19 protein-coding genes are annotated in these 19,391 nt (G+C 73.1%); 7 read left to right on the forward strand and 12 right to left on the reverse strand.

The genetic code is table 11. The features are described from left to right. Nucleotides 1-7 precede the first annotated feature (7 nt). Nucleotides 8-646: an endonuclease gene (locus tag RZ50_RS18650; RefSeq protein ID WP_196950453.1), complete on the reverse strand. Its 639-nt coding sequence runs from the start codon at nucleotides 644-646 to the stop codon at nucleotides 8-10. Between the two features lie 54 nt (nucleotides 647-700). Further along, entirely contained in the window at nucleotides 701-925 is a 225-nt protein-coding gene (locus tag RZ50_RS18655; RefSeq protein WP_196950452.1) for a hypothetical protein, read from the reverse strand. Between the two features lie 165 nt (nucleotides 926-1,090). Here RZ50_RS18655 and RZ50_RS18660 point away from each other — a divergent pair, with 165 nt between their 5' ends. After that, nucleotides 1,091-1,429, forward strand: a complete 339-nt coding sequence (locus RZ50_RS18660; RefSeq protein WP_196950451.1) for a hypothetical protein — start codon at nucleotides 1,091-1,093, stop codon at nucleotides 1,427-1,429. 7 nt (nucleotides 1,430-1,436) lie between these two features. Here the strand turns inward: RZ50_RS18660 and RZ50_RS18665 are convergent, their stop codons facing one another. From RZ50_RS18665 to RZ50_RS18685, 5 genes are all read right to left on the reverse strand, one after another. Then, complete coding sequence (locus RZ50_RS18665; RefSeq protein WP_196950450.1) at nucleotides 1,437-2,801, reverse strand: MFS transporter; 1,365 nt, start codon at nucleotides 2,799-2,801, stop codon at nucleotides 1,437-1,439. Between the two features lie 142 nt (nucleotides 2,802-2,943). Then, nucleotides 2,944-3,297 carry a metalloregulator ArsR/SmtB family transcription factor gene (locus RZ50_RS18670; RefSeq protein WP_196950449.1) on the reverse strand — a complete coding sequence of 118 codons (354 nt, stop codon included), beginning with the start codon at nucleotides 3,295-3,297 and terminating at the stop codon, nucleotides 2,944-2,946. A 66-nt stretch (nucleotides 3,298-3,363) separates the two neighbouring features. After that, nucleotides 3,364-4,659: an MFS transporter gene (locus tag RZ50_RS18675; protein WP_196950448.1), complete on the reverse strand. Its 1,296-nt coding sequence runs from the start codon at nucleotides 4,657-4,659 to the stop codon at nucleotides 3,364-3,366. 85 nt (nucleotides 4,660-4,744) lie between these two features. After that, nucleotides 4,745-5,476: a sulfite exporter TauE/SafE family protein gene (locus tag RZ50_RS18680; protein ID WP_196950447.1), complete on the reverse strand. Its 732-nt coding sequence runs from the start codon at nucleotides 5,474-5,476 to the stop codon at nucleotides 4,745-4,747. Then, the gene (locus RZ50_RS18685) at nucleotides 5,476-6,372 is read right to left on the reverse strand and encodes a polysaccharide lyase (RefSeq protein ID WP_196950446.1); all 897 of its coding nucleotides are present in this window, start codon (nucleotides 6,370-6,372) and stop codon (nucleotides 5,476-5,478) included. Before RZ50_RS18685 ends, RZ50_RS18680 begins: the two co-directional genes overlap by 1 nt. Nucleotides 6,373-6,681: 309 nt before the next feature. Here RZ50_RS18685 and RZ50_RS30175 point away from each other — a divergent pair, with 309 nt between their 5' ends. Further along, the gene (locus RZ50_RS30175) at nucleotides 6,682-8,853 is read left to right on the forward strand and encodes an SdrD B-like domain-containing protein (RefSeq protein ID WP_308271761.1); all 2,172 of its coding nucleotides are present in this window, start codon (nucleotides 6,682-6,684) and stop codon (nucleotides 8,851-8,853) included. A 110-nt stretch (nucleotides 8,854-8,963) separates the two neighbouring features. Here RZ50_RS30175 and RZ50_RS18695 read toward each other — a convergent pair whose 3' ends face one another. Next, nucleotides 8,964-10,331 carry a nitrous oxide reductase family maturation protein NosD gene (locus RZ50_RS18695; protein ID WP_196950444.1) on the reverse strand — a complete coding sequence of 456 codons (1,368 nt, stop codon included), beginning with the start codon at nucleotides 10,329-10,331 and terminating at the stop codon, nucleotides 8,964-8,966. A gap of 31 nt (nucleotides 10,332-10,362) precedes the next feature. On the opposite strand from RZ50_RS18695, the gene RZ50_RS18700 reads away from it, so the two are divergent. Further along, nucleotides 10,363-11,565, forward strand: a complete 1,203-nt coding sequence (locus RZ50_RS18700; protein WP_254802533.1) for a Dyp-type peroxidase — start codon at nucleotides 10,363-10,365, stop codon at nucleotides 11,563-11,565. Nucleotides 11,566-11,586: 21 nt separating this feature from the next. On the opposite strand, the gene RZ50_RS18705 is transcribed toward RZ50_RS18700, so the two are convergent. The 3 genes from RZ50_RS18705 to RZ50_RS18715 form a co-directional block, all read right to left on the reverse strand. Then, on the reverse strand, nucleotides 11,587-12,786 hold the full coding sequence (locus RZ50_RS18705; protein ID WP_196950443.1) for a cytochrome P450: 1,200 nt from the start codon (nucleotides 12,784-12,786) through the stop codon (nucleotides 11,587-11,589). A gap of 322 nt (nucleotides 12,787-13,108) precedes the next feature. Next, nucleotides 13,109-13,390 (reverse strand): metal-sensitive transcriptional regulator, encoded by a 282-nt coding sequence (locus RZ50_RS18710; protein ID WP_196950442.1) that lies wholly within the window; start codon nucleotides 13,388-13,390, stop codon nucleotides 13,109-13,111. A gap of 117 nt (nucleotides 13,391-13,507) precedes the next feature. After that, nucleotides 13,508-13,831, reverse strand: a complete 324-nt coding sequence (locus RZ50_RS18715; RefSeq protein WP_196950441.1) for a heavy-metal-associated domain-containing protein — start codon at nucleotides 13,829-13,831, stop codon at nucleotides 13,508-13,510. A gap of 401 nt (nucleotides 13,832-14,232) precedes the next feature. Here RZ50_RS18715 and RZ50_RS18720 point away from each other — a divergent pair, with 401 nt between their 5' ends. The 4 genes from RZ50_RS18720 to RZ50_RS18735 all read left to right on the forward strand — a co-directional run bounded on the left by RZ50_RS18720 (nucleotide 14,233) and on the right by RZ50_RS18735 (nucleotide 18,764). Continuing rightward, nucleotides 14,233-15,402, forward strand: a complete 1,170-nt coding sequence (locus RZ50_RS18720; protein ID WP_196950440.1) for a permease — start codon at nucleotides 14,233-14,235, stop codon at nucleotides 15,400-15,402. A gap of 73 nt (nucleotides 15,403-15,475) precedes the next feature. Next, nucleotides 15,476-15,949 carry a hypothetical protein gene (locus tag RZ50_RS18725; RefSeq protein ID WP_254802534.1) on the forward strand — a complete coding sequence of 158 codons (474 nt, stop codon included), beginning with the start codon at nucleotides 15,476-15,478 and terminating at the stop codon, nucleotides 15,947-15,949. Further along, nucleotides 15,946-16,203 (forward strand): hypothetical protein, encoded by a 258-nt coding sequence (locus RZ50_RS18730; RefSeq protein ID WP_254802535.1) that lies wholly within the window; start codon nucleotides 15,946-15,948, stop codon nucleotides 16,201-16,203. The genes RZ50_RS18725 and RZ50_RS18730 overlap by 4 nt, the downstream gene beginning before the upstream one ends. Before the next feature lie 317 nt (nucleotides 16,204-16,520). After that, complete coding sequence (locus RZ50_RS18735; RefSeq protein ID WP_196950438.1) at nucleotides 16,521-18,764, forward strand: cation-translocating P-type ATPase; 2,244 nt, start codon at nucleotides 16,521-16,523, stop codon at nucleotides 18,762-18,764. Between the two features lie 166 nt (nucleotides 18,765-18,930). On the opposite strand, the gene RZ50_RS18740 is transcribed toward RZ50_RS18735, so the two are convergent. After that, the coding region (locus tag RZ50_RS18740) for an RICIN domain-containing protein (protein ID WP_217680609.1) at nucleotides 18,931-19,391 on the reverse strand (461 nt) is incomplete at its 5' end.

Genomic DNA, 19,391 nt, shown 5'->3' on the forward strand with positions numbered 1-19,391 from the left:
ACGGTCGTCATGCGGCCCGCAGGCCGGTCAGCGCGTCCTTCGACAGGCTGACCCGGACGAGTGCGGCGGCCAGCCGGGCGTGCTCCTCCGGTGGGACGAGGGCGCCGAGGCCCCGGGGCGTGTGCGGCAGCCCGAGGTCCTGGGCGGCCCGGCAGGCCCGGTCGTCGAAGTACGGGCGCAGCCAGGGCCAGACCGCCTGGACCTCCCGGCAGAAGATGCCCGCGCCGACCGGGCCGATCCGCGGGACCTCCCGCAGGAGGTCCCGCAGGACGCCCGGGTCGCCGTCGGCCTCGTCCCGCATCCGGCGGAGGTCGCCGTGCCAGCGGTCGAGGACCAGCCGCGCGCCCTCGCCGAGGGCGGTCGCGGTGCTCTCGTCGTACCGGACGTAGTGGGCCCGGCCGAGGGCGTCCACCCGGTCCTGCCAGGTGGAGTCGGCCATCGCCCGCGGTGTCCGGAACCCGGCGGCGGACAGCTCCCGGGCGGCCCTGGTGGCCGTGCCGGCGCTGATCCGGATCGAGCAGAGGACGGTGAGGACCAGCAGCCGGTACAGGGGCGAAGGCTGGTCGCGCAGCCTGATCCCGGCCTCCTCGGCGTACGTCCGGCCGTGTTCGGACAGCAGCCTGGAGGTGATCGCGTCGACGGTCATCTCCCGGCGCCTCCCATCGGCGTACGCCCTCTCCCGCGGCTCCGGTGAGCCGCGCTACCGGTCGGCTGCCGCCAGCGTCTCGCGGACGGTGACCAGGCAGGGGTCGCAGTAACGGTCCGGCAGCGTCGGGCCGGTGCCGTCCACCGCCGGTGTGATGCGTTGGGATGGTTCGAGGAACCGCCCGCAGAGTGAGGACGTCGAACCGTCCTTCGCCATGACGTGCCACACCACGGAGGGCGGGGATATCGCAGGGTCGTGCTCGGCCCACATCTCGTACACGGGACTTCCTCCGGATCGCCGGGGTTCGGTCACTCCCATGCAAGCCTGGGGCCCCCCGAACGGCCACCGGGCCGGGCCCGGTGGGATGGTTGTGCGCCGACCGGGCCCCCGCAGGGCCGTTCGGGGGATGCCGGGGGCGCGCGGCGGGCGCCTTAGCATGGCCGCATGTACGACGACGGTCTGGTGGTGTGCACCGAGCGGGAGCTGGTCATCCGGCGCTACTACTTCCCGTTCGGTTTCGCCAAGCGCATCCCGTACGGGCGGATCCGCGGGCTCCGGCGGGTGCCGCTGACGCTGTTCAGCGGGCGGTGGCGGATCTGGGGCTCCGGGGACTTCACGCACTACTTCAACCTCGACCCGGGGCGCCCGCACAAGGACGTCGCCTTCGTGGTCGACCTCGGCGGGCGGGTCAAGCCGGTGATCACCCCGGACGAGCCGGAGCACCTGGCCGCCGCGCTGTCCACGCACGGGATCGCGGTCACCGGGGCGACCGGCCGGGGTTGAGTGCGGCTCAGCCGATGGCGCGTGGCCGGGGCCAGGTGGGGTGGTCGCGGTCGATGACGTAGTGGTGGCCGTGCCGCCAGGCGCCGCCGGGGGCGGGGCGGGCTCCGGCGAGGTGGGGGTGGCCGGCCGGCAGGTCGGTGTGCAGGTGGCTGAGGCTGTCCGGATCCCGGGCGGGCCAGAGCGCGGCGGCGCCCGCGGCGGCGGCGAGGGCGACCGCGCCGAGCACCACGGCCGTGGCGGGCAGTCCGGCACCGGCGGCGAGCCAGCCGGCCAGGGGGTAGGTGAGCAACCAGCAGCCGTGCGAGAGGGAGAACTGCGCGGCGAAGGCGGCGGGGAGGTCGGCGTCGGAGGCGGAGCGGCGGACGACCCGGCCTCCGGGGGTGAGCACGGCCGAGCCGCCGGCGCCCACCAGGGCCCAGGCGGCGAGCAGGGCGAGCCAGGTGCCGGTTCCGGCGGGGGCGGCGGTGATCACGGTGACGGCGGTGAGGACACCGGGCAGGGCGAAGGCCGCGGCCAGCATCACCGTCCGGTCGCCGACCCGGGCGAGCAGCCGGGGCAGCAGCAGCGCGGCGAGCATCGAGCCGGCGCCGTACGCGCCGAGGGCGAGGGAGACGGCCCCGGCCGGGCGGTGGAAGTGGTCGCGGACGACGTTGACGGTGTTGACGAAGACGATCGCGCCCGAGGCCGCGACCACGAGGTCCAGCGCCAGCAGAGCCCGTAGCCGCGGGGTCGCCCGGAACAGCCGGGAGCCGAAGGCGGCCCGCCGGCGGATCGCGCCGTCGTGCCCGGCCTCGACGGGGGCGGGCTTGGGCAGCGCGGCGGAGACGACCAGGGTGGCGGAGGCGAGGAAGCCCAGGGTCGTCCCGGCGAACAGCCAGTTGTACGTGACCACCGACAGCAGCAGCGCGGCGAGCGCCGGGCTGAACAGCGACTCCAGGTCGTAGGCGAGCCGGGACAGCGACAGCGCGTTGGTGTAGTCGCGTTCGGCGGGCAGCACGTCGGGGATGGTGGCCTGGAAGGTCGGGGTGAAGGCGGCGGAGGCGGCCTGGAGCAGGAAGATCAGGACGTAGACCTGCCACACCCGGTCCACGAACGGCAGGGTGAGGGCGACCCCGGCGCGGGTGAGGTCCATCGAGACCATCAGCGCCCGCCGGGGGATCCGCCCGGCGAGGGCTCCGGCGAGCGGCGCGATGGTCACGTAGGCGACCATCTTGATCGCCAGTGCGGTGCCGAGCACCGCCGAGGCGTTGCTCCCGGCGATCGAGTACGCCAGCAGGGACAGCGCCACCGTGGCCAGGCCGGTGCCGACCAGGGCGACGACCTGGGCGGTGAAGAGGTGGCGATAGGTGCGGTCGCGCAGCACGGTCAGCATGTGGGTCCCGTCCCGGGGCGTCGGCGGGGGTGATGGGTCCATCATAGTTAATGCGTGCGTACGTATGCACCTGTTGGCTCCGAACCGTCTCCGAACCGTCGCGGAACCGTCTCCGGAGGGTGGAACGGGGCCTGGGCCCGGGTCAGTCGTGCGGCGGCAGGTGCGCGATCTGGTGGTCGGCGACGTTCAGCGCCTCGTCCACGAGCCGGCGCAGGTGGCCGTGCCGCAGCGAGTAGACCACGCGGCGCCCGTCCTTGCGGGTGGTGACCAGCCCCGCGAGCCGCAGCTTCGCCAGGTGCTGGCTGACGGAGGGGCGGGCGGCGCCGGTGGCCTCGGTCAGCGTGGTCACGTCCGCCTCGCCCCGGCCGAGCCGCTCCATCAGTGCGAGCCGGGTCCGGTCGGCCAGCAGCGCCAGGACGGAGGCGGCGGCGTCCAGCCGCGCCTCGGCCCGCTGCTGCGAGCGGTGTGCATCTGCCAGATCCGTGCCGGTGCTCATCCGGCCATCGTAGGCCCGGGGAGCCGTGCTCAGGTGCGCACCCGAGCACGGCCGCCGCCGTGCGGCTCAGTCGGCCTGGTGCCCGGCCGGTTCGTCAGTCGGCTGCCCGGCGGACCCGGGCGACGGGCTCGGCTCCAGGGCGGACATCCGCGGGAGCAGGAGCAGGACGGCGACCAGCAGGACGAGCAGGAGGCAGCCGCCGAGGAACAGCGGGGTGCGGATGCCGGCGGCCGAGGCGATCCAGCCGCTGAGGGCCGCGCCGGCCATGATGCCGAGCCGGGACAGCAGCATGTAGCAGCTGTTGACCCGGCCGAGCAGCTCCTTCGGCACGGCCTGCTGGCGCAGCGAGATCGCCTGCACGTTCCAGGTGACGATGCCGAAGCCGATCACGCCGTAGAGCGCGGCGATCTCGGCCACCGAGGTGCTCATCCCCATCAGGATCAGCGAGACGCCCATCAGCAGGAAGGCCATGGCGATCCGGGCGCCCCGGCTCATCAGCCGGCTGAGCCGGCCGGCCAGGGTGCTCGCGGCGGTGCCGCCGATGGCGCCCGCCGCCAGCACGATGCCGTACGAGGCGGCGGGGGCGTGCACGACCCTGGTGACCATCAGCACCATCATGGTGGTGCCCATGAAGGCGGCCAGCGCGCCCAGGGTGGACAGCACCGCGAGCATCCGGACGTCGCGGTGGTGGTAGAGCCAGGTCACGCCCTCGCGGATCTCGGTGAGGACCGGGCGCGAGGTGCGGCTCGGGCGGGTGGTGGAGCGGCCGGTCGCGGCGACCAGCAGGGCGGCGAGCGCGAAGGACACGCCGTCCACCGTGAAGGGCAGGCCGGCCGCCACCGCGAACAGCGCCGAGCCGAGCAGCGGGCCGACGAGGTTGCCGCCCACCAGCATGTTGCCCTGCATCCGGCCATTGGCGGCGTCGAGCTGGTCGGGGCGGACCACCTCGGGGATCACCGAGGTGGCGGCGTTGGAGAAGACCGTCTCGCCGCAGCCGAGGACGAAGGCGAGTGCGGCCAGTACGGCCAGTGGAGGATCGGCCAGGTAGACCCAGGCGGCGAAGCCCAGGACGACGACGGCGCGCAGCGAGTCGATCGTCCACATCAGCCGCCGCCGGTCGGCGCGGTCGGCGAGCACACCGCCGTACAGGGACATCAGCAGGAAGGGCAGCGAGGCCGCGACCGAGACCACCGAGACCGCGCCGGGCGAGTCCGAGACGGCCACGGCGAGCAGCGGCAGGGCCGAGTCCCGCATGCCGTCGCCGACCGAGGAGATCGCCGAGGCCGACCACAACATGGCGAACTTCCGGCCGAGTTGAGGGCGGCTGCGGCGAGGTGGCGTGGCCAGGTCAGCTGATGTCACCGAGGCAGTATGACATGTCCGCGGAGGGCGGTCGGAGGACTGTCCGAGTAATCCCAACTGCCCCAACTGCCCGGGCTGTCCGGGGCTATCCGAGTCCGGAAAACCCCTTGACAAGAGTGGTCAGACCGCCCGCCAGGGCCAGCCCCAGCACCACCACCCGGGCCCGGCGCTCCGGCACCCGCGTGGTCAGCAGCGCGCCGATCACCGTGCCGCCCGCGAGCGCCACCGCCACCAGGCCCCAGGCGGGCCGGCTCAGCTCGGGCAGGCCCTTGGCCGCCAGCGAGAAGACGTTCACCACCGCGCCGTACAACTGGGCGTTGGGCACGAACTCCCGTGCCGTCCAACCGGAGTTGAGAGCGTACAGCGAGACCGCCGGACCTCCCACCCCGGCGGCCGAGTTCATGAAACCGCTGGTGGCGCCCGCGACCAGCGCCCCGCCGACCCCGCGCAGCGCGGTGGCCCGCGCCCCCCGGATCACCAGCAGCGCGGCCGCGCTGACCAGCAGGCCGATGCCGATCAGCAGCACCGGCGTCGGCACCTCGGCCGCGACCCAGGCCCCGGCCGGGACGGTGCAGACGGCGGCGAGCAGCAGCGGCAGCATCGTCGCCGGACGGACCTGCCGCCAACTCCCGGCCAGCCCCACGGCGCTGATCGCCCCGGCGGCGAGGTTGGACAGCGACACCCCGCTGTGCGGGCCGAGCATCAGCACCAGGACGGGCGCCGCGACGAGGGCGAAGCCGATGCCGGCGAGCCGCTGGACGGCGGCGCCCAGCAGGACGACGCAGCCCAGGACGAGTTCGCCGGTCAGACCGTTCATCAGTGCTGGACGCCGGTGGAGAGCGAGAAGTCGGCGAAGTAGGCGTGCTGGGTGGTGGCCGGGCCCCAACTGGTGTCGTGGCCGCCGTAGAAGGTGGAGAACAGCACGCCGCTGAAGGGGATCGAGCCGATGCCGGAGGCGGTGCCGTGGGCGGAGTGCACCTGGCGGCCGTCGTACCAGACGGTGATGTCGCCGGTCGTGCGGTTCACCAACTGCTCGATGGTGTGCCAGCGGCCGTCGGCCTGGAAGCGCCAGTCGCCCAGGCCCTCGTCCACGCCGTAGCCGGTGGGGCCGGAGTTGGTCGGGGTGTACAGGTACACCTCGCCGTTGTCCGGGCTGCCGTTGGCGGCACGCCACATGTAGCGGGTGGACCAGCCGGCGCCGTGGTTGCCGCCGGACTCCTCGCCGATCTTCCCGCCGTACAGGCCGGGCAGCTTGCCGGCCTTGCCCCAGTCGCGGCCGGTGGGGAACTTGAGGGCGTACTTGAGGTCCAGGGCGGAGCCCTTGGCGAGGGCGGAGAGGCCGAGGCCGTTCAGGTCGGTGTAGAACTGGCCGCCACCGGGGTTGGGGCAGTCGGTGCAGGTGTTGGCGGAGGAGCCGGCGCCGTACGTCACCTGGAGCGCCGTGCCGCCGCCGGGTGCGGTGGGGTCGTTGACGACGGCGAAGTCGGAGCCGCCCCAGGCACCCTGGTCGGCCACGCCCCAGGCCTTCTTCCACTGCGGGGTGCCGTAGTCGCGGAACTGTCCGGTCCAGGCGGCGGCTCCGCTCGGGGCGGGCGCGGCGGTGGCGGGCGTCCTCGCCGGGTGGGTCTGGGCGTCGGCGGGTGTGGCGGCGCAGCCCGTGGTGGCGAGCAGGGCCAGGGTCGCCAGGGCGGCGGTACGAGCGAGGCGGTTCATCGAGGGCTCCTCGGTCGGCGATCGATCCACACGGATCATGCCCCAAAGGCACGTTGTTCACCGCGCCCGCCCCGCCGCCCGCCCCGGGCGTCGCACTTCCCGCGGTGGTATGCGAACTCGTGTGGCGATGTTCGAACTTGACGCGATTTCCCGCCCCGTGTCCGTCACTCGCACCGGTGAACGCGCCCGGGGAGCGGGGACGTAAGCGCCCCAAAGCCGCTCTTCTGGAGGTCCTGCTGGAATCGGGCATATGCCCACAGGTCATGAGAGTGAGGTCAGGTGGGGAAGAGAAGAACGAGGAGGGGCATCGTGCGGGTCGTGGCGCTCGCCGTCGCGCTGGTCGGCGGTGGGCTGTTGACGGCGCCGCCGGCGTTCCCGCAGGCGGGGGACGGGACGGTGACGGTCCGGGTGATCCGGGCGGTGGACTCCTCGGGCGTGTGGACGCCCGCCCTGGAGCCGGGGATCGCGGGCGTGACGGTGACGCTCACCGATGACGCCGGCGTCGGCATCGAGGGCGTCACGGGGGCTGACGGGACGGTGGCGCTGGCCCCGGCGTCGAGCGACCTCACCGGCGGTAAGTACCGGGTGCAGGTGGTGAATCCGCAGCCCGGAGTGCTGTTCCCGGCGTTCGCCTCGCGGCAGGGGCTGGACGGCGCGCCCAACCAGTTGAGCTCCAACGAGGAGTTCGTCGACCTGTCCGGCGGCAGGAACGTCTCGTACACCACCGGCCTGTGGTACCCGGGCGACTACTGCCAGAAGAACGCTCCGCTGGTGGCGACCTGCCAGCCCACCGCACTGGAGGGCGGGGCGCAGCGCACGCTGGTGTCGTTCCCGTACAGCGCGCGCGGCCAGGACGGCGTGGACGTGAACGTCACGAACCTCGCCACCAACGCGCAGACGGGCACGCAGTTCGGCATCGCGTGGAACAAGGCCGACAAGCGGGTGTTCTCCTCGGCGATGGCCAAGCGGGCCACGGTCTACGGTCCGGGTGGCGCCGGCGCCGTCTACGTCACGGACCCCGCGCAGAAGACGACCACGCTGTTCACCACCGTGCCGAACGCCGGTGCCACGGTCCACGCCGGCGGCGTCGACGACGGCTTCCTCGACGTGCCCGGCAAGGAGAGCCTGGGCGGCATCAAGATCACCGAGGACGGCCGGGACCTGTTCGTCGTCAACCTCAACGACCGTCAGCTGTACCGCTACGACGCGACCGCGCCGACGGCCTCGGCGCCGACGGCGGTCTACCCGATCCCGGATCCGGGCTGCCCGGCGGCCGGGGACTGGCGTCCCTTCGGACTGGGCCTCCAGGACGGCACCGGCTACCTCGGCGGCGTCTGCTCCGGCGAGTCCACCGGCCTGAAGTCGGACCTGCGGGCGGTCGTGCTGCCCTTCGACCTCGCCACCGGCGCGTTCGGGGCGGCGGTGCTGAACCAGCCGCTGGACTACCCGCGCCAGTCCACCGTCGGCGGCGGTCCGTGCGACGGCGCCGGCTGGTGGCCGTGGACCAGCACCTACCCGGCGTCGCAGGACGGCCGCCCGTGCGGCACCGAGACCATCGCCAACCCCGAACCGGAGCTGGGCGAGGTCGGGTTCGAGACGGACGGCTCGATGCTGCTGTCCTTCCGCGACCGCTTCGACGACCGCGCGTCGACCGTTCCCTCGCCGACCTCCGTCTCCAACGTGATGTCGGGCGGCGACCTCAACAAGGCCTGCCCCTCCAACGGCACGTACGTGATGGACACCAACAACGGCTGCGGGCTCTCGCCCCGGGGCACCCGGTTCTTCGACCCCGCCTGGGGAGGCCACCACAACACGGCGTTCGCGGGCATCGCGCTCTCCAAGGTCGAGAGCACCATCGCGACCTCGGCCTTCGACCCCAACCACACCGCCTTCGGCTACGGCACGTCGTTCCTCCAGCGGGCGAACGGCCAGCCGGACCCGCAGTTCGGCCTGCGGCTCAACCCGCCGGGGACGCCCGCGCCGTTCGGCAAGGGCGCCTCGATGGGCGACCTGGAGGTGCTCTGCGACCGGGCGCCGCTGCAGATCGGCAACCGGGTCTGGTACGACCCCGAGCGCTCGGGCGTCCAGCGGCCGGGCCAGAGCCCCGTGGTGGGCGTCACCGTCCACCTGTACGACGCGTCGGGGACTCTCGTCGGAACGGCGACGACGACGGCGCGCGGCGAGTACTACTTCGACGACTCCAACGTGGACGGCGGCCTCAAGCCGCACACCGCGTACACGATCCGGCTGGACAACGCCGCCGACTACGCCGAGGGCGGCCCGCTCTTCAAGTGGGTGCCCACCCGGCACGACGTCGGTGACAACCCGTTCGTCAACTCCAAGGGCATCCGCCCGCAGGGCGGGAAGTACCCCGAGCGGGCGCTGACCACCGGCGGACCGGGCGAGAACGACCACACCCTCGACTTCGGTTTCCGGCACTGTGGGTGTCACTGCGCGTGCGGCTGCGCGTGTAAGCACTGACGCGGGGCGAGCACGGCCAGGGCGGAACCCGGCCGGGCCCGTGGCGAGTTCGACGGCCACGGGCCCGGCCGCCGTGTCACTGCCTGAGCCGCTTCACTGCCTGAGCCGCTCTATTGCCTGAGCAGCGCGTCCGCGCTCTCGGGCAGCGGGTAGGCGTTGGGGTCGACGGCTCCCGGCAGGCCGGTCGCCGGGCGACCGGGCGCGTTCGGGTCCGGCAGGGACGGCTGCGCGGGCGGGGCCGCCACCTGGCTGAAGGGGATGCCGGGCGGTGCCTGGACCGGGGCCGGGCGGCCGGCGGGTGGGGCGGTGCGGCCCTGGGTGCCGCAGGCGGCCAGGGACTCCAGGCCGTCCGGGCTCTGGGTGGCGGGCTGGTTGCCGGCGAAGCAGTTGCCGGGGTCGACGGAGGCGAGGGCGAGGTCGACGCCGTTGCCCTGGGCCCGGTTGCCCTCGATCCGGTTGCCGCTCGCCGGGTGGCCGGGCGGGTCGGTGATGATGACGCCGACCGCGCGGTTGCCCTGGACGAGGTTGCGCTGGACGAGGTTCGCGGTGCCGCCGCCGATGCCGATGCCGATGCCGAAGCCGCCGTCGGCCTGCTGGGGGGTGTCGGCGGCGTTGTTGTCGGTGACCGCGTTGCCGGCGATCACCGCGCCGTGCTGCGGGGCGAGGGATTCGAGGTCGTTGGAGTTGACGGTGACGCCGACCCGGTTGCCGACGACCCGGTTGCCGAGGATGTTGAGCCCGTCGGAGGCGTTGGTGAGCTCGATGCCGACGGCGTTGCGCTCGACGGTGTTGCCCCGGACGAGGGTGTCGCAGGGCTTGCACTGGCCGACGTAGATGCCCGAGTCGGCCTGGCCGGAGGCGTAGGACTCCTCGATGACACCGGAGCGCGCGTCGAAGGCGTAGATGCCGTACAGGCCGTTGTCGTACGAGGTGACGCGGGTGGCGCGGAAGCCCTCGACGGCGGGGAAGCGGGTGGTGTCCAGCGGGTCGTAGGCGGAGCCGCCGGCGCCGTGCTGCTGGAGCTGCTCGTCGGTGACGCCGGTGAACAGCACACCGTTGGCGAGGTAGCCGTGGACGGTGAGGTTCTCGACCACCGAGCCCGGGCCGGTGACGGTGATCCCGTTCACCAGCCGGACGCCGCCGTCCAGGACCACGGTGTTGCGGTCGCTGCCGCGCAGCACGATGCGGGGCTTGGTGATGCGGACGCTCTCCCGGTACGTGCCGGGGGAGACCAGGACGGTGTCGCCCTCCCGGGCGACGTCCACGGCCTTCTGGATGGTCGGGAAGTCCTGCGGGACCTTGACGACGGTGCCGTCCGGGTGGTGGGCGTCGGAGGAGGAGGAGGAACCGGTGCCGGAGGAACAGCCGGAGAGGGCGAGCGCGGCGGCGATGAGCAGTGCGGGGAGGGTGGCCCTCCGGTGCCTCCCCCGTACCGGAGGTGTGGGGGAGCCGAGGTGACGGACAGTCAAAAGTTGCATAACGGGTGTTCTATCGTCTCCAATGACGCTCATGCATCCCGAAACCGGAAAGGCGCAGGAGCGGCCGCGATCCGCCGTGCGCGGAGTGGATCGGCGGGCCCTGATCGCGGGCGGCGGCGCGGTGCTGGCCGCCGGGTTCGGGGCGGGGGCGGTGGCACTGGGGCGCGGGCGGCCCGCCTCCGCGCCCCCACCGGTCGACTCCGCGCCCGCGGTGCCGTTCCACGGGGACCGGCAGGCCGGGGTGACGGCCCCTCAGCAGCCCGCCACCCTGCTGCTCGCCTACGACCTGGCGCCCGCCGCCACCTCGGACGGGCGGAGCGCCCTGCGGTCCCTGCTGGGGGAGTTGACCCGGGTGCTCGCCGAGGCGGCGGGCGGGACCTCGGCGGACCACCGGTTGCAGGGCGGGGAGCCGGCGAGGCTCAGCAGCCTGGTGGGGGTCGGGCCGGGGCTCGCCGCGCGACTGGGGCTGAACGTCCCGCCAGAACTGGCCGAACTGCCCGAATTCCCGGGCGACCGCCTCGACCCGGCGCGCGGCGGCGGGGACCTGCTGGTCCAGCTGTGCGCCGCCGACCGGTGGCCGCTGACGGTCGTCGCCGAACTCGCCGGCGCCGCCGCCCGATCGGCGGGCGCGAGCGTGCGGTGGACGCAGTCCGGCTTCCTGCCGCGGACACCCTCGGGCAGCACGCCGCGCAACCTGTTCGGCTACAAGGACGGCACCGCCAACCCCGACGAGGAGGCCGCCCGGCAGTGGGTCTGGGGCCCGCCGGGGCCGCACGAACACGGCACCGTCCTGGTGTACCGCCGCATCCGGATGGACACCGGCGCCTTCGCCGCCCTCCCGGAGGACCAGCGCGACCTGGCCATGGGCCGGCGCATCACCGACGGCACCCCGCTGACCGGCACCGCCGAACACGACGACCCCGACATCTACGCCAAGAACCCCGACGGCTCCTACGTCATCCCCGCCGGCGCCCACGTCCGCCTCAGCAGCCCCCGCCTCGACGGCGGCGCCCGGATGCTGCGCCGCGGCTACAGCTACGACGACGGGCCTGACGACCGGGGGCTGCTGTTCTGCGCCTTCATGCGCGACCCGGCCCGGTTCACCCGGGTGCAGAACCGCCTGGTGGCGAAGGACGCGCTCAACCCCTTTCTGCGGCACACGGCTTCGGCGGTGGTGTACGTGCTGCCGGGGGTGGGGGAGGGCGGGGTGCTGGGCGAGGGACTGTGGGGCTGAGCCGCCGGGAGGGGGCGGGGCTCACCAGGTGACCGGGATGGCCGCCGGACTGCGGGTGGTGGTCCCCAGCTGCCAACTCAGCTCCTCGACAGGGGTGGTGAGGCGCAGGCCCGGCAGGGCGGTGGCGAGCCGGTGGAGGGACTCGCGCATTTCGAGGCGGACGCGCCAGGCGCCGATGCAGTAGTGGGGGCCCGCGCTGAAGGCGAGGGTGGGGGAGTCGAGCGGGCGGTCGAGTTCCGCGGCGATGCCTCCGGGGTAGACCTCCGGGTCGCGGTTGGCGCTGCCCAGGCTGACGGCGACGACGGCGCCGGCCGGGATGGTGACGCCGCCGAGTTCGACCGGGGCGGTGGTGCGGCGGATGGTGGCCTCGTCGTCGCCGAGCGGGATGAAGTGGAGCAGCCGTTCGGCGGTGAGCTCGGTGACGCCGGGGTCGGCGAGGCGGGGCCAGTGGTCGGCGCGTTCGCCGAGGAGGTAGACCAGGGCGTTGCCGAGGGCGCCGGTGACGCTCTCGTTGCCGCTGGCGGTGAGCCCGAGGACCAGGAAGGCGAGCGCGTCCTCGGGGACGCCGCCGTCCTGGTCGGCGGCCCGGACGAGCCGGCTGACCAGGTCCTCGCCCGGGTCGCGGCGCCGGTGTTCGATCAACTCCTCGGTGAAGGCGTGGAATTCGGTGAGCGCCGGGCCGTGGTCCTGGTCCGGGCCGCCGCCCTGGGCGAGCAGGGCGAGGGTCCAGCGCCGCAGCCGGTCCTCGTCGAGGCGGTCGGGCCCGTCGCCGTCGAGCCCCATCAGCCGGGTGGTGACGGCGAAGGGCACCGGCCGGGCGAAGGCGGTGACGAGGTCGGCGGGCGGCCCGGCGGCGAGCAGCGCGTCCACGGACTGCTGGACGGCGGCCGCGACCCAGGGCTGCCAGCCGGCGATCGCGCGCGGGGTGAAGGCGCGCTGCACGGTGCCGCGCAGGCGGCGGTGGGCCGCGCCGTCCTGGTTGAACAGGGAGGCCGGGTTGGCAGCGACGTCGGCGGTGCCGCCCGCGGTGCCGACGTCGTGCAGGTCGGCCCGGGTGAGGCGGGGGTCGCCGAGGACCTGCCGGACGTCGTGGTACCGGGTGATCAGCCAGGCGGGGGTGCCGTCCGGGAGGGTGGTCGGGTGCGGCGGCTGGGCGGGGGTGACGGGGAGCCGGTGGAGCGGCGGGAGCGGGGCGTCGGTGTCGGGCACGGCGGTGGACATGGATCCCTTCGGGGGTATCGGGCCGGCGGGGCACTGGCATCCAACTATCGTATTTTCGTAAGGAATTGGGCCCTTCGGGCGGTTTTCCCGATCTGGCCCGATAGTACGCCCCCGAACGCCTCGTCCGCCCGTTTCGCGCCCCCACTCGGGCGCGGGCCGTCAGTCCCGCCCCTGCTCGGCCCCGGGGTTGCGGGGGCGGATGGCGGATGCCCTGGATACCCCGAATGCCCCGGATACCCCGAATGCCCCGGGTACCCCGGGTACCCCCTCCCCGTACGCGCTCCTCCGCGTCTCCGCGTGCTCTCCGTGCTCCCCGCGGGGGTCAGGAGCGGACGAGGCGGGCGATGGCCTGGTTGGCCTCGCGGATCTTGGCGTTGGCCTCCTGGCCGCCCTCGGCGATGGCGTCGCGGACGCAGCATTCGATGTGCTCGTCGAGGAGTTGGAGCGCGAAGGACTGGAGGGCGCGGCTGGCCGCGGAGACCTGGGTGAGGACGTCGATGCAGTAGGTGTCCTGCTCGACCATGCGCTGCAGGCCGCGGATCTGACCCTCGATGCGACGGAGCCGCTTGAGGAAGTCGTCCTTGTGGGAGCTGTAGCTGGCCATGGCCGTCTCCGGTTCCTGGGCGGTGAGGAGTGCTCTCACTCTACCGGGGGGCGCGGTGGAAGCGGTCGGCCCGGACGCACGGAAGTGCGGCCGGGCCGAAGGCTGTTCGGGTGCTGTTCAGGCCTCGATGCGCCCGGCCAGCACGTAGCCGCCGGCCTCCTCGACCGCGGCGGCGACGGCGGCGTCGGTGAGCGCCTCGGTGCTGTCGACGGTGACCCTGCCGCTGCGCAGGTCGACCGCGACCTCGGTGACGCCGCCGACCTTCTTCAGCTCGGCGGTCACCGAGGAGATGCAGTGGCCGCAGGTCATGCCGGTCACGTGGAAGACCGCGCGCTGGGCGGAGGCGGTGGCGGGGGCCTCGGCGGAGCCGGTGCCGCACGAGCCGCAGCAGGAGGAGCCCTCGGTGGAGGACGACTCGATGGTGACGGTGGTCTCGCTCATGGTGTGCTCCTGTCGTCGGTGCGGGGCGCCTCCCGGAGTGGTCCGGGCGGCCGCTTCAGTTGCGAACATACCATACCCCCCTAGGGTAATGGGAAGGCTTCGAGTCGCGGCCGCGGCCGACCCCGCCATGCGGCCCGCCCGTCAATTGACTGTACGTCAGACCCCTTGCCCGCGCTGCCGAGCCGCCGTCGTCGACGGCGGCGTGAAGCCGCCCCCGCCCCCCTCGCGGGGCCGCCGGCACTGGGTCGCGGCCCCCGCTCGCATGTGAAGAAGAACCGGGTGCGCGCGCCGGAGGCCAGGCCCCGGCGCGCCGGGGTTCCCGAATACCTTCCTGAATACCCCGTACGGGTATATCGTGACCGGCGCTCACCGGAGTCGCGCTCTGCGGAAGGCGGACCACCATGCACGCGATCCTGCACGCGCTGTCCATCGCCGGATCGATGACCTGGGAGATCACCTGGGCCCTGATCCTCGGCTTCCTGCTCTCCGCCGTCGTCCAGGCCGTGGTCCACAAGTCCACCGTGGTCCGGCTGCTCGGCGACGACCGTCCGCGCACCCTCGCCGTCGCCTCCCTCCTCGGCGCGGCCTCGTCCTCCTGCTCCTACGCGGCTGTCGCCCTGGCCCGCTCGCTGTTCCGCAAGGGCGCGGACTTCACCGCGGCGATGGCCTTCGAGATCGCCTCGACCAACCTGGTCGTCGAACTCGGCGTCATCCTGGCCCTGCTCCTGGGCTGGCAGTTCACCGCGGCCGAGTTCGTCGGCGGGCCGGTGATGATCCTGCTGCTCGCCCTGCTGTTCCGGCTGCTCCTGCGCGAGCGGCTGCTCCGGGAGGCCCGCGAGCAGGCCGAGTTCGGGCGCGCGGGCTCGATGGAGGGGCACGCGGCGATGGACATGTCGGTGGCGGGGGAGGGCTCCTTCGCCCGCCGGCTGCTCTCCCGGCAGGGTGTCACCTCGGTCTCGCACGTGTTCGTGATGGAGTGGGCGGCCATCCTCAGGGACCTGGTCCTCGGCCTGCTGATCGCCGGCGCGATCGCCGCCTGGGTGCCCGACTCCTTCTGGCAGGCCTTCTTCTTCGTCGACCACCCGCTGGCCGGCAAGCTGTGGGGCCCGCTGATCGGGCCGCTGGTGGCGATCGCGTCCTTCGTCTGCTCGATCGGCAACGTGCCCCTCGCGGTGGTGCTGTGGAAGGGCGGCATCAGCTTCGGCGGGGTGGTCGCGTTCATCTTCGCCGACCTGCTGATCCTGCCGATCCTGAACATCTACCGGAAGTACTACGGCGCCCGGATGGCCCTCTTCCTGCTCGGCACCTTCTACACGGCGATGGTCCTGGCCGGCTACTTCGTGGAGCTCGTCTTCGGCGGCCTCGGCCTCGTCCCGAACCAGCGGCAGGCCGAGATCCCGATGTCGGGCGTGGAGTGGAACTACACCACCTGGCTCAACATCGCCTTCCTCCTCCTGGCCGCCGCCCTCCTGTTCCGCTTCCTCCGCACCGGCGGCCGCGCGATGCTCCGCATGATGGGCGGAACCCCGGACGCCCCGACACACGCGGGGCACGACCACCACGGACAGTGAGGACGTTCACGGGCGGTTCCCCCACTGCGATTCGCCCACCTGCCGGGCTGACATCCGAGCTACTGTGGATGTCATGACTGTGGCCTACGAGGACGTGCCGTTCAGCGAACTGCTTCACCACCCGGCCGCGACCACGCGCCGACTGGACGCCGTCCGCGCGCTCCGGCTCCGCAGACGCGACGCAGGGGACCTCGCCCTGATGCGCATCGACCAGATGGAGCGCGACGCCACCGTCGTGGACTTCACATCCCGCCTGCTCGCGGGCCTGGTGCGGACCGAGAACGTCACCGCCCTGCGCCAGGCGCTGCCCGAAGCCCTGCCGTGGGTCACCTTCCTGCCCGAGGCGGACATCGACGCACTGATCGCCGAGCTGGTCGACACGGCACGGGGCGCGGTGGCACTGGACAATCTCGCCCCGATCGCGCTGCTGCTCGGCCAGTGGAAGCACAGCGCCGAGATCTACGCCGACCCCGCGCTGTACGCCGTCCTCACTCGCGAGCCCGAGGGTGATCCCGGGTCCGTCCCCCGGCCCGAGGAGCCCGAGTGAGCCCGAAGCGGGGCGACCGGGCCGCGCCGCCTCCGATCGGCGAAGAGTACGACCTGCGGTTCGCCAACTCCGAAGCGGCCGAAGGCTGGGGCCACCTGGCCCGCCAGGCGGCGGGCAACCTGCGTAGGGCCTTCGAGAAGATCCGTGTCAATCCCCGTGCGGCCGACAACCCTGACCGTCAACACCGGCTCAAGGGCGGTCTCGGTGCCGCCGCCTTCAAGGGGAGTTCCTGGAGCGCTGGCAGTACGAGGTGACGGGTGCCGGACGCATCTGGTACTTGATCGACGACGCCAACCGCACCGCCTGGATCACCTACGCGGGCACCGGTCACCCGAAGGCCGCGGACTGACCGGATCAAGGGCGAAGAGGACGACAGAGAGGTGCCGGGCGATCCCCACGGGGATCGCCCGGCACCTTTCGCGTGTGGGCTCATACCGGTCGGGGGTATCGCTCAGGGCTTGCCCTCGATACCCCTCGGGGGTATAAATGAACCCGGCACCGCCCGATACCCCCTCTGGGTATCAAGGCGTGGCCGTCAGGACGAAGCGGGACGACGTCACGAGGAGCAACGATGACTACGCAGGCACCCGCCTCCACGGAGGTGGAACTCTCGATCGGCGGAATGACGTGCGCCTCGTGCGCGGCCCGCATCGAGAAGAAGCTCAACCGGATGGACGGCGTCTCGGCCAGCGTCAACTACGCCACGGAGAAGGCGAAGGTCACCTTCGAGGGCGAGGTCGAGGTGGCCGACCTGATCGCCACCGTCGAGGCCACCGGCTACACCGCCGCGCTGCCCGAGCCCCCGGCCGCCGAAGGCCCGGCCGCCGGCCAGGCCGAGCCGGCCGACGAACTGGCCCCGCTGCGCCAGCGGCTGATCACCGCGCTGGCGCTGGCCGTCCCCGTGATCGCGATGGCGATGGTCCCGGCGCTCCAGTTCGACAACTGGCAGTGGCTGTCGCTGACCCTCGCCGCCCCCGTGGTCACCTACGCCGCCTGGCCGTTCCACAAGGCCGCGTTCACCAACGCCCGGCACGGCGCGGCCACCATGGACACCCTGGTCTCGCTCGGCACCGGCGCCGCGTTCCTCTGGTCCCTGTGGGCGCTGTTCTTCGGCGACGCCGGCATGCCGGGCATGCGGCACGGCTTCGAACTCACCATCGCCCGCAGCGACGGCGCCTCCAACATCTACCTGGAGGCGGCGGCCGGCGTCACCGCCTTCATCCTCGCCGGGCGCTACTTCGAGGCCCGCTCCAAGCGCACCGCCGGCGCCGCCCTCAAGGCCTTGCTGGAACTGGGCGCCAAGGACGTGACGGTGCTGCGCGGAGGGGCCGAGGTCCGCATTCCGATCGCCGAGCTCGCGGTGGGCGACCGCTTCGTGGTCCGGCCGGGGGAGAAGATCGCCACCGACGGCGTGGTGGTCGAGGGCGCCTCGGCGGTGGACGCCTCGATGCTGACCGGCGAGTCGGTGCCGGTCGAGGTCGGGATCGGCGACAACGTCACCGGCGCCACCGTCAACGCCGGCGGCCGGCTGGTCGTCGAGGCGGCCCGGGTCGGCGCGGACACCCAGCTCGCCCGGATGGCCAGGCTCGTCGAGGACGCGCAGAACGGCAAGGCCGCCGCGCAGCGCCTCGCGGACCGGATCTCCGCGGTCTTCGTGCCGATCGTGATCACCCTCGCGGTGGCCACCCTCGGCTACTGGCTGGGCACCGGTGAGGGCTGGACGGCCGCCTTCACCGCCGCCGTCGCCGTCCTGATCATCGCCTGCCCGTGCGCCCTGGGCCTGGCCACCCCGACCGCACTGCTGGTCGGCACCGGCCGCGGCGCCCAGCTGGGCGTGCTGATCAAGGGCCCGGAGGTCCTGGAGTCCACCCGCAAGGTCGACACCATCGTCCTGGACAAGACCGGCACCGTCACCACCGGCCAGATGACCCTGCTCGCCGTGCACACCGCCGAGGGCGTCACCGAGGCCGAGGCACTGCGCCTGGCGGGCGCCCTGGAGCACGCCTCCGAGCACCCGATCGCCCGGGCGATCGCCACCGCCGCCGCCAAGGCCGGTGAACTGCCCGCCGTCGAGGGCTTCGAGAACGTGCCGGGCCTGGGCGTCCAGGGCGTGGTGGACGGCCACGCGGTGGTGGCCGGCCGGGAGGCGCTGCTCAACGAGTGGTCGCAGTACCTGCCGGAGAGCCTGGCCGAGGCCAAGCGCACCGCCGAGGCCACCGGCCGTACGGCGATCGCGGTCGGCTGGGACGGCGAGGCGCGGGCCGTGCTGGAGGTCGCCGACGCGGTCAAGCCGACCAGCGCCGAGGCCATCGCCGAACTGCGCGCCCTGGGCCTGACCCCGATGCTGCTGACCGGCGACAACCGGCTGGTCGCCGAGGCCGTCGCGGCCGAGGTCGGCATCCGGCCGGAGCACGTGATCGCCGAGGTTATGCCGCAGGACAAGGTCGACACCGTCAAGCGGCTCCAGGCCGAGGGCAAGGTCGTGGCGATGGTCGGGGACGGCGTCAACGACGCGGCCGCGCTCGCCCAGGCCGACCTGGGCCTGGCGATGGGCACCGGCACCGACGCCGCGATCGAGGCAAGCGACCTCACCCTGGTCCGCGGCGACCTGCGCTCGGCGGCGGACGCCATCCGGCTCTCCCGCAAGACCCTCGGCACCATCAAGAGCAACCTGTTCTGGGCCTTCGGCTACAACGTCGCCGCCCTGCCGCTGGCGGCGGCCGGGATGCTCAACCCGATGATCGCGGGGGCCGCGATGGCCTTCTCCTCGGTCTTCGTGGTCGGCAACAGCCTCCGGCTGCGCCGCTTCCGCTGAGGCCCCCCCGACCAGAGCCGGCCCGACCGTGGCCCCGGAACCGCTCCCGGTTCCGGGGCCACACCGCGCTGCACACCGGACGGTGGACAGCCCGCGCTGTTCGTTCGGCGCCGACAAACCGAGACGGTCCGCCGGTGAGCCGGCGGACCGTCGTGTGGGATCGGGATCAGGCGTTGTTAGGTGTCAGTGTCCACTTCTGTTCGGGTCCGCCGGTGCAGTCCCAGAGGATGAGCTGGGTGCCGTTGGTGGTGACGGAGGCGGGGTCCGCGAGGCATCGGCCGGAGCCGGTGTTGTAGATCGATCCGTCGGCCCGGGGGATGAACTGCTGGGCCTTGTTGGTTTGGGCGTTGCCCCAGCAGGTGGTGGCCTGGATGGGTGTGCCGTTGCCGGTGCCGGAGTTGGTGGCGTCCAGGCAGAAGCCGTTGGCCAGGGTGATGGTGCCGTTGGTGTTGGCGGTCCAGCGCTGGGCGGCTCCGCCGTTGCAGTCCCACATCTGGACGTTGGCGCCGGGTGTGTTGCTGGCGCCGTTCTCGTCCACGCACTTGGCGGTGCTGACGTTGGAGGTCAGCGGGCCGGGGGTGCTGCCGGGAACGGTCGCGCCCTGGTAGACGGCGACGTTGGCGATGG

The organism is Kitasatospora sp. SUK 42, assembly GCF_015776785.2.
Classification (GTDB): domain Bacteria; phylum Actinomycetota; class Actinomycetes; order Streptomycetales; family Streptomycetaceae; genus Kitasatospora.